The organism is Nocardiopsis synnemataformans, assembly GCF_965343085.1.
Lineage (GTDB): Bacteria > Actinomycetota > Actinomycetes > Streptosporangiales > Streptosporangiaceae > Nocardiopsis > Nocardiopsis alborubida.
The window spans coordinates 23440-32548 of record NZ_CBDRFA010000091.1; the positions used below are offsets into that span (position 1 = coordinate 23440).

7 protein-coding genes are annotated in these 9109 nt (G+C 68.8%); 5 read left to right on the forward strand and 2 right to left on the reverse strand.

The window, feature by feature from the left end:
• Window positions 1–60 precede the first annotated feature (60 nt).
• Window positions 61–1008, forward strand: a complete 948-nt coding sequence (locus tag ACSIH6_RS34515; RefSeq protein WP_435112526.1) for a glycine betaine ABC transporter substrate-binding protein — start codon at window positions 61–63, stop codon at window positions 1006–1008.
• Window positions 1009–1155: 147 nt separating this feature from the next.
• Here the strand turns inward: ACSIH6_RS34515 and ACSIH6_RS34520 are convergent, their stop codons facing one another.
• Together ACSIH6_RS34520 and ACSIH6_RS34525 are read right to left on the reverse strand one after the other, a co-directional pair.
• Entirely contained in the window at window positions 1156–1770 is a 615-nt protein-coding gene (locus tag ACSIH6_RS34520; RefSeq protein WP_435112527.1) for a rhomboid family intramembrane serine protease, read from the reverse strand.
• Between the two features lie 203 nt (window positions 1771–1973).
• Window positions 1974–2447 (reverse strand): hypothetical protein, encoded by a 474-nt coding sequence (locus tag ACSIH6_RS34525; protein ID WP_435112528.1) that lies wholly within the window; start codon window positions 2445–2447, stop codon window positions 1974–1976.
• A gap of 664 nt (window positions 2448–3111) precedes the next feature.
• On the opposite strand from ACSIH6_RS34525, the gene ACSIH6_RS34530 reads away from it, so the two are divergent.
• The 4 genes from ACSIH6_RS34530 (at window position 3112) to ACSIH6_RS34545 (ending at window position 9028) form a co-directional block, all read left to right on the forward strand.
• A complete protein-coding gene (locus ACSIH6_RS34530) occupies window positions 3112–4812 on the forward strand; it encodes an ABC transporter family substrate-binding protein (protein ID WP_435112529.1) in 1701 nt (566 codons plus the stop codon).
• 85 nt (window positions 4813–4897) lie between these two features.
• On the forward strand, window positions 4898–5908 hold the full coding sequence (locus ACSIH6_RS34535; protein ID WP_435112530.1) for an ABC transporter permease: 1011 nt from the start codon (window positions 4898–4900) through the stop codon (window positions 5906–5908).
• Complete coding sequence (locus ACSIH6_RS34540) at window positions 5901–6821, forward strand: ABC transporter permease (protein ID WP_435112531.1); 921 nt, start codon at window positions 5901–5903, stop codon at window positions 6819–6821. Before ACSIH6_RS34535 ends, ACSIH6_RS34540 begins: the two co-directional genes overlap by 8 nt.
• Window positions 6818–9028, forward strand: a complete 2211-nt coding sequence (locus tag ACSIH6_RS34545) for an ABC transporter ATP-binding protein (protein WP_435112532.1) — start codon at window positions 6818–6820, stop codon at window positions 9026–9028. The genes ACSIH6_RS34540 and ACSIH6_RS34545 overlap by 4 nt, the downstream gene beginning before the upstream one ends.
• Window positions 9029–9109 lie beyond the last annotated feature (81 nt).

Consider the following 9109-nt stretch of genomic DNA (forward strand, 5'->3'; position numbering starts at 1 on the left):
CACCCCACCCCACCCCACCCAGCCCCGCACACCGAATTCCCCGAGGGAAGGAACCCCACGATGTACAGCCGTAAGCGCATGACGGCCCTCTCCGCCGCCGGCATGAGCGCCGCGCTCCTCCTGACCGCCTGTGGCGGCGGCGGTGGTGGTGAGAGCCTGACCGGCCCGGAGGACGGTGGCGGCGAGGACGCCAAGGAGATCAACATCGCGCTGATCGCCTGGGAGGAGGGCATCGCCGTCACGCACATGTGGCAGGCCATCCTGGAGGAGAAGGGCTACGACGTCACGATCACCGACGTGGACGTCGCCCCGATGTACCAGGGCGCGGCCAACGGCGACGTCGACCTGTTCCTCGACACCTGGCTGCCGGTGACGCACGCCGACTACTGGGAGGAGTACGGGGACCAGCTGGAGGACCTCGGCGCCTGGTACGACAACGCCAAGCTGACCATCACCGTGCCCTCCTACATGGAGGACGTGAACAGCATCCCCGACCTGGCCGACCACGTCGAGGACCTGGACGGCCGGATCGTGGGCATCGACCCGGGCGCCGGGCTGACCCGCGTCACCCAGGAAGAGGCCATGCCGGGCTACGGCCTGGACGAGGACTTCGAGCTGGTCACGTCCTCCACCGCCGCGATGCTCGCCGAGCTGGACTCGGCGGTCACCGAGGAGGAGCCCATCGTGGTGACCCTGTGGCGTCCCCACCCGGCCTACGCCCAGTACGACCTGAAGGACCTGGAGGACCCCGAGGGTCTGATGGGCGACGCGGAGACCGTCCACGCCGTCGGCCGTGACGGTTTCGGCGAGGAGTACCCCGAGCTCACCGCTTGGCTGGAGGACTTCCAGCTCAGCGACGACGAGCTGGCCAGCCTGGAGGTCCTGACCGTGTCCGAGGACGGGGGGTACAAGGACGACCCGGAGGCGGGCGCCCGCGTCTGGCTCGCGGACAACCCCGAGTTCCTGGAGCGCACCCTGGGCGAGGACGCCGAGGGCCTGGAGTTCTAGCGCCGCGCGGGGCCGCGTCCCCGCGCGCACCGGCCCCGGACAGCTCTCCGGGACCTCCGTGCACACGAGAACGGGCCGCCCCACCCGGGGCGGCCCGTCCGCGTTCGTCCGCGCTCCCGGGGCCGCGCACGGCCCTCGGTTGTGCCGTCAGGGGGCGTAGTAGCCGCCCTGGGCGCCTCCGTAGCCCTGGTCGAGCTGCCTGCGGCGCTCCCGCCTGGGCAGCAGGTAGGCCGCGAGCATGCCGCCGACGAAGCCGAAGAGGTGCGCCTGCCACGAGACGCCGGGGTACTGGGGCAGGACCCCCCAGATCATCGTCCCGTAGAAGAGGATCACGCAGATCATGATGACGATGTCGACGGTCTTGCGCTCGACGATCCCGCGCAGGACCGTGTAGCCGAAGTAGCCGAAGACCAGGCCGCTGGCGCCCACGGTGAGGGAGAACGGTGAGCTGAACAGCCACACGCCCACACCGCTGACCAGGATGATGATCAGCGTGGTGAGCAGGAACCGCCCCAGGCCGCTGAACGCGACGAGCGCGCCCAGCACGAGGAACGGCAGCGAGTTGCCGATGAGGTGTTCCAGGTTCCCGTGCATGAACGGCGCGGTGAACACGGTCCAGGGCCCCTGGAGGTCCCAGGCGCGCAGACCGTACTGCTGGTCGAGCCGTCCGAGGAGCACGAAGCTGTCGAGGATCTCGAAGACCCACATGGCCGCGAGCATCCCCGCTACGGTCAGGATGGCGGTGATTCTGGACTGCTTCACCCCATCGAGAGTAGAGGACACGGCCTTGCGGCGGTATGTCCGTGCGGGGCGTGGTGGGTAATTGCCCGATGTGTCGGGATATGTCGTGGCAGGTCGGCGCGAGTGGCGCTGCTCCGCGCGGAGGAGGGGACCGGCACCCGGAAGGGGGAGCGCTGACCCCCCGGGAGGGGCGGCCGCGCGTCCCGGAGGAGGAGCCGCGGCACTCAGGAGGTCAGCGAACGCCCGCGCGGCGGGATGCCCGCCACCGCCATGAACGACTCGACCCGGGCCGGGCTGGTCATCCCGGTCAGCGGCAGGTAGGCGCGCGAGGTGCGGCGGCTCTGGAGCGAGGGGAAGCGCTTGGGGCGCCCGGCGTTGTCGTACAGCCCCAGGGAGCGGATACGGCCCGGCAGCACGTAGTACGAGCCAATGTCGTGGAAGGGCACGCGCACGATGTAGCGGCCCCGCTGGTAGCGGAACTCGCCGTCGGAGACCTCCAGGACGGGTGCCTTGATCATGTGGCCGTGCGCGGCCAGGGCGGCGCCAATGAGGGCTAGGAGTACACCGAGGGTGATGTTGGCCCAGTGCGAGACGTCGACCGCGATCGCCAGGGCGCCGAGAGCCACCAGACCGTAGCCGCCCCACAGCTCCACGTGCTTGCGGCCTACGGGGCAGACCAGGCGAACTGTTTCGGACACGGCAGAGGCCTCTCTCACTGGGCACCGCGGGTGGGATGACGGCGATCGCCGTTCGAAACCCTATCGGCTCCGGCGGTGCGTGGACGGTGGTTTCGGACAACCGGAGCTGTGGATTTCCGTACCTGCCTGGCGTGGTCTGCCCTTGTGTGGGGGGTTTCTGCTCCCGTGTCTTATTAACATCCTATCATCCTATGTTTGACGCATTCTGTTTCCATCGCGAGTCGCCGCGGAGGCGACCGGGGGATCGGTGCGAAGGTTCGGGATTATATGTGTGCTTTAGTAACTTTTGTCCGTTTCCCTCTGTGTAGTCATTCGGGACGCTCGGGTAGTTAAACGACGTTTACTTTACCTTAACCGTTGTTGGCTGGCGTAACTGGCCCGCAATGTATTTCTGGCTTGTCCGAATCAAGGGAGTGGGTCAGTGCCCTAGGATCGGGCTCTGACCTGCGGTGACATTCGTGTTGCCGCGAGGTGGGAACTGTGTGACTGCGGTTCGGGGCGATGGGCGCGAACCGGTTGCGGATGGGTCACGAATCCGGCAGTAGGGCTATACAGACATTTCGCTCAATGGTCTTCTGATCGACTAATCGCCTAGTTCTGCGGGGCGTGTGCGAACCACACAACCCCGAGGTTCGGCTCGTATTAGTGATCAAGGGTGTAACTGATGCACAAACGAAGGAAGACGCTCGCGCTCGCCGCGGCGGGCACCTCCGCTTTGATGGTGCTGACCGCCTGCGGCGGCGGCGGTGGTGGCGAAGGTGAGCAGGAGAAGGAGGTCACATGGGTGATCAACAGCCTTCCCGCTGCCTGGGCCAGCATCAGTGCCGCCGGCGGCAGCGTCTACACCATCCAGACGCTCTCCGGTGTGGTCCCCCACACGGGTGTCTGGCAGCCTGACGGCACCTACGAGTACAACCTGGACGTCCTCGCCGAGGAGCCCACCCTCATCAACGACGACCCCGACGAGGGTCCCTTCCAGTTCAGCTTCACCCTCCACGAGGACGCGGTGTGGAGCGACGGCACGCCGATGACCGCCGAGGACCTGCGCGTCACCGCGATGATGAACGCCTCCCCGGACGAGGGCTACTGCGACACCTGTGACTCCCGCGGGACCACGAGCTCCGACATGATCGAGAGCATGGAGGCCGACGGCAAGACCCTCACGGTCACCCTCAAGGAGGGCCTGGCCAACCCCGAGTGGATGGGCCTGCTCGACTCCGACAGCGCGGGCGGCGGTTTCTACCCGTCCCACCTCGCGGAGGAGAACGGCTGGGACGTCGACGACCCCGCGCAGCTGGGTGAGTTCTACGCCTGGCTGCACGAGACCCGCCCCGAATGGTCCGGCGGCCCGTACCAGATCGTGGACGGCGACCTCCAGAACCAGGTCGTCAAGGAGCCCAACCCGGAGTGGTGGGGCGAGGCGCCCGCGCTCGACCGCATCATCATGCCGTACAACACCGACGAGGGCACCTTCGTCCCCGCGTTCCAGAACGGCGAGATCGACGGAGCCAACCCCGCGCAGTACAGCGAGGACATCATCACCCAGCTCCAGGACATGGAGGGGGTGACCCTCACCGTCGGGGAAGGCAACATCTGGGAGCACATCGACATCAACACCGAGAACGAGTGGCTCTCCGACGTCGAGCTCCGCAGGGCCGTCTTCACCGCGATCAACCGCGACGAGATCGCCAGCCGCAACTTCGAGGCCGGCTACCCCGAGTACGAGCTGAAGAACAACCACATCTTCGGCAGCACGAGTGAGTACTTCGAGGACCACATCTCCGAGACCGGGCAGGGCAGCGGCGACGTCGAGGCCGCCACCGTGATCCTGGAGGAGGCGGGCTACGAGCTCGACGGGGACACCCTCACGCTCGACGGCGAGCAGGTCGGCCCGCTGCGCCTGCGCAGCACCGACACCGTCATCCGCAACAACTCCGTGCAGCTGATCCAGGCCCAGCTCGCCGAGATCGGCATCGAGACCACCATCGAGATGACCGACGACCTGGGCACGATGCTGGCCGAGCAGGACTACGACATCGTCCAGTTCGGCTGGAGCGGCAGCCCGTACTTCGCCTCCAACCCCCAGCAGTTCTGGCACTCCGAGAGCTCCAGCAACTTCGGCGGCTTCTCCAACGACGAGGTGGACGAGCACGCCGAGGCCACGGGCACGGCCCCCAGCCTGGACGAGGCGGCCGAGCACGCCAACGCCGCCGTGGCCGCGGTGGTCCCGGAGGCCTACGTCCTGCCGATCGTGGCCGAGCCCAACTACTTCTTCGTGAACGACAGGCTCGTCAACGTCGAGGACAACCTCCAGTCCAGCTTCCGCGCCACCTACAACATCGGTGAGTGGGACATCGCCGAGTAGTTCGCGGCACAAGGCCCGTGGCCCGGGCCCGGGACATCCTCCCGGGCCCGGGCCGGTCCTCGTCCACCCCTGAAGGATCACACTCATGCTCGTTTACACGGTGCGGCGCGTCCTGGGCGCGATACCCATCCTGATCCTCGCGTCCGTGCTCACCTTCGTCCTGATCGACGTCTCCGGCGATCCCCTGACCGAGCTCAGGATGCAGCAACCGCCCCCGGACCCCTCGGTCATCCAGCTCCAGGAGGAGCGGCTCTACCTCGACCGGTCCATGCCCGAGCGCTACTGGCTCTGGGTCACGGGTATCGGCGGCAACGGGGACATCGGACTCCTCCAGGGCGAGTTCGGCCCCTCCACGCAGAGCAACAGCTACGACATCGGCGCCAACATCGCCGAGCGGCTGGGCACCACCCTGCGCCTGGTGGCCGCGTCCATGGTCTTCGCGCTGGGCCTGGCCGTCCTGGCCGGCGTCGTCAGCGCCATGCGCCAGTACTCCAAGCTCGACTACACGCTCACGTTCGTCGGCTTCCTGGCCCTGTCGATGCCCGTCTTCTGGTTCGCGGGCATCATGCAGCAGGCCGGGGTCGGCTTCAACGACCTGGTGGGGTCGCAGGTCCTCGCCACGATCGGCGACGGCGTCTACCAGGCACAGGGCGAGGACCTGTGGGGGCGCGTCACCAACGCCTTCGCCTACATGACCCTGCCCACGATCGTGCTGATGCTGACCAGCTTCGCCTCGTGGAGCCGGTACCAGCGGACCTCCATGCTCGAGGTGCTCAACAGCGACTACGTCCGCCTGGCCCGCGCCAAGGGCCTGCCCAACCGCGTCGTCATCCGTCGCCACGCGCTGCGCACGGCCCTCATCCCGCTGACCACGGTGGTCGCCGTCGGCATCGCCGGGATCATCGACGGCGCGGTCCTGACCGAACGCGTCTTCCAGTGGCGCGGCCTGGGCGAGTTCTTCATCACCGCGGTCGAGAAGAACGACTCGTACGCGCTGATGGCGTGGCTGCTGCTCAGCGGTGTCATGGTCATCGTGGCCAACCTCATCGCCGACCTCCTGTACGGCGTGCTCGACCCGAGGATTCGCTATGAGTGAGAAGAGGGCGCCCTCGGCGCCGCGCAACGCCGACGCCGAGAGCGTCGGAGGTGCCGAACGCACCCAGTTCCAGATGATCCTGTCCCGGTTCCTGCGCCACCGGGCCGCCATGATCAGCCTGGTCGTCCTGGTGGCCGTCGTGCTGGCCGCCTTCGTGGGCCCGCTCTTCTGGCGGTGGGACCACACCGTCAACCTGGACATCCCGCCGAGCGTGCCGCCGGGCGCGGACCACCCGCTGGGCACCACCACCGCCGGGCACGACGTCCTGGGCCAGCTCATGCGCGGCGCCCAGCAGACGCTCAAGGTGGCGTTCACGGTGTCGGTCATGGGCACCGTCATCGGTTCCCTGTGGGGCGCCACGGCCGGTTACTACGGCGGCCGGATCGACGCGCTCATGATGCGCGTCGCCGACGTGTTCATGATCGTGCCGCTGCTGGTGATGGTCGCCGCGATCGCGGGCAACGCCCGTGCCGGGACCACCTGGTACGCGGTGGCCCTCATCATCGGCTTCTTCTCGTGGGCGCAGATCGCCCGCGTGGTGCGCAGCGTGGTCCTGTCCCTGCGCGAGCAGGAGTTCGTGGAGGCGGCCAAGGCCGCGGGGGCCTCGCCCGGATGGATCATCGTCCGCCACCTGCTGCCCAACGCGGCCGGTCCGATCATCGTCGCGGCCACCCTGCTGATCGCGGTGGCGATCCTGCTGGAGGCGGGCATGTCCTTCCTCCAGTTCGGCATCCAGCCCCCCGACATCTCGCTCGGCCAGATGATCAGTGACGCGCGCACGGCCGTCTCCACCAGGCCCTGGCTGTTCTATCCGCCGGGCCTGCTGCTGCTGGTGATCTGCCTGACGATCAACTTCATCGGCGACGGGCTGCGCGACGCCCTCGACCCACGACAGACCATGGTGCGGCGATGACCACGACTGACCAGATGAGCAACGAGGGGACCGTCCCGGCGGGGACCGGCGACGTGGTCCTGGAGGTCAGCGACCTCAGCGTCACCTTCCCCTCCGACGACGGGCCGCTGCCCGCCGTGCGCGAGGTGTCCTACGTCCTGCGCCGGGGCGAGGCGCTGGGGATCGTGGGCGAGTCCGGATCGGGCAAGTCCGTGACCTCGATGGCGATCATGGGGCTGCTGCCCAGGAACGCCCGCGTCGAGGGCTCGGCCAAGGTGCTGGGCCAGGAGGTCATCGGCCTCAAGGACGCGCAGATCAGCAAGGTCCGCGGCAACAAGATCGCGATGATCTTCCAGGACCCGCTGACCTCGCTGAACCCCGTCTACACCGTCGGCTACCAGATCGCCGAGGCCGTCCTGGCCCACCGCAAGGTGGGCAAGAAGGCGGCGATGGCACGGGCACTGGAGCTGCTGGAGCTGGTGGGCATCCCCAGTCCGGAGCAGCGGATCAAGCAGTACCCGCACGAGCTGTCGGGCGGCATGCGCCAGCGCGTGGTGATCGCCATCGCGATGGCCAACGAGCCGGACGTCATCATCGCCGACGAGCCGACCACGGCCCTGGACGTGACCGTCCAGGCCCAGGTCCTGGAGGCGCTGGAGGCGGCCCGCAAGGAGACCGGCGCCGCCCTGGTGCTGATCACCCACGACCTCGGCGTGGTGGCCGGGCACGTCGACAGGATCGGCGTGATGTACGGCGGCCGCCTCGTGGAGACGGGGCCCGTGGAGGAGGTCTTCTACCGTCCGCGGATGCCCTACGCCCTCGGCCTGCTGGGGTCGCTGCCCCGCCTGGACGAGGAGCGCCACGAGCGGCTCACCCCCATCGTGGGCACCCCGCCCTCCCTGCTCTCCCTGCCCACCGGGTGCGCGTTCTCGCCGCGCTGTCCGATGGCCCGGGACCTGTGCCGTGAACAGGAGCCCCGCCTGCTCGCGGTCGGCGGGGACGGGGAGCGGGTGCGCGTGCCGGTGACGGACACCTCCGCGCACACGGCGGCCTGCCACTTCAGCGAGGAGCTGGGGGGCGCCGTGCCCACCGACCTGTTCCGGGGGACGGCGGTGGAGGCCGACACCGTCACGAAGGTGCGGGAGGCCGAGGAGCAGGCCAGGGAGGCGCGCGCCGAGATCGGCGCGGAGATCGCCGCCCCCGCGGACGGGGAACGCCGCGAGGCCATCCTGACCGTCACGGACCTGGTCAAGAACTTCCCCATCCGCTCCAAGGGCCTCCTGCGGCGCAGGATCGGCGAGGTGCAGGCGGTCTCCGGGATCTCCCTGGAACTGCACGAGCACGAGACCCTCGCCCTGGTCGGCGAGTCCGGGTGCGGCAAGTCCACCACCGCCCGCCTCATGCTCCAGCTGATCAAGCAGACCTCGGGCGAGGTCAGCTACATGGGGCAGCCGCTGCACACGCTGTCCCCGCGGCAGATGCGGCCGCTGCGCCGCGACCTCCAGCTGGTCTTCCAGGACCCGTTCGCCTCCCTGGACCCGCGCATGACGGTCTCGGACATCGTCGCCGAGCCGCTGCGGATCCACGGCCAGGGCAACGGCACCGCCAAGAAGCGGGTCAGGGAGCTGCTGGACCTGGTGGGGCTCAACGCCGAGCACGGCTCGCGCTACCCGCACGAGTTCTCGGGCGGCCAGCGCCAGCGCATCGGCATCGCCCGCGCGCTGGCGCTCAACCCCAAGGTCCTCATCCTGGACGAGCCGGTCTCGGCCCTGGACGTGTCCATCCAGGCGGGCGTGATCAACCTGCTGGAGGACCTCCAGGACGACCTGGGCCTGTCGTACCTGTTCGTCTCGCACGACCTGTCGGTGGTCAAGCACATCGCCGACCGGGTGGCCGTGATGTACCTCGGCAAGATCGTGGAGACGGGGACGACGGAGGAGCTGTTCGGGGCGCCCTCGCACCCGTACACGCAGGCGCTGATCTCGGCGATCCCCCTGCCGGACCCGGTCAAGGAGCGGACCCGGGAGCGGATCGTCGTCACCGGCGACGTGCCCAGCCCGGCCGACCCGCCGTCGGGCTGCCGGTTCCGGACCCGGTGCCCGAAGTTCGCGAACGAGCTGTCGGAGAGCGAGCGCGCCAAGTGCGTGGAGGAGCCCCCGGAACTGATGGACCGGGGGGCGGGCCACCTGGACGCCTGCCACTACTCCCGGGCCATGGACCTGTTCTGACCGGGGTGCCGCCCGGATGATCCGGGCGCGGCGGCCGTGGGGGGGGGGGGGGGGGGGGGGGGGGGGGGGCAAAAAAGAGAA

Excerpts from the sequence above, each read along its gene's own strand:
- ACSIH6_RS34515 (WP_435112526.1), top strand. The coding sequence starts at position 61 with ATGTACAGCCGTAAGCGCATGACGGCCCTCTCCGCCGCCGGCATGAGC.
- ACSIH6_RS34530 (WP_435112529.1), top strand. The coding sequence starts at position 3,112 with ATGCACAAACGAAGGAAGACGCTCGCGCTCGCCGCGGCGGGCACCTCC.
- ACSIH6_RS34535 (WP_435112530.1), top strand. The coding sequence starts at position 4,898 with ATGCTCGTTTACACGGTGCGGCGCGTCCTGGGCGCGATACCCATCCTG.
- ACSIH6_RS34540 (WP_435112531.1), top strand. The coding sequence starts at position 5,901 with ATGAGTGAGAAGAGGGCGCCCTCGGCGCCGCGCAACGCCGACGCCGAG.
- ACSIH6_RS34545 (WP_435112532.1), top strand. The coding sequence starts at position 6,818 with ATGACCACGACTGACCAGATGAGCAACGAGGGGACCGTCCCGGCGGGG.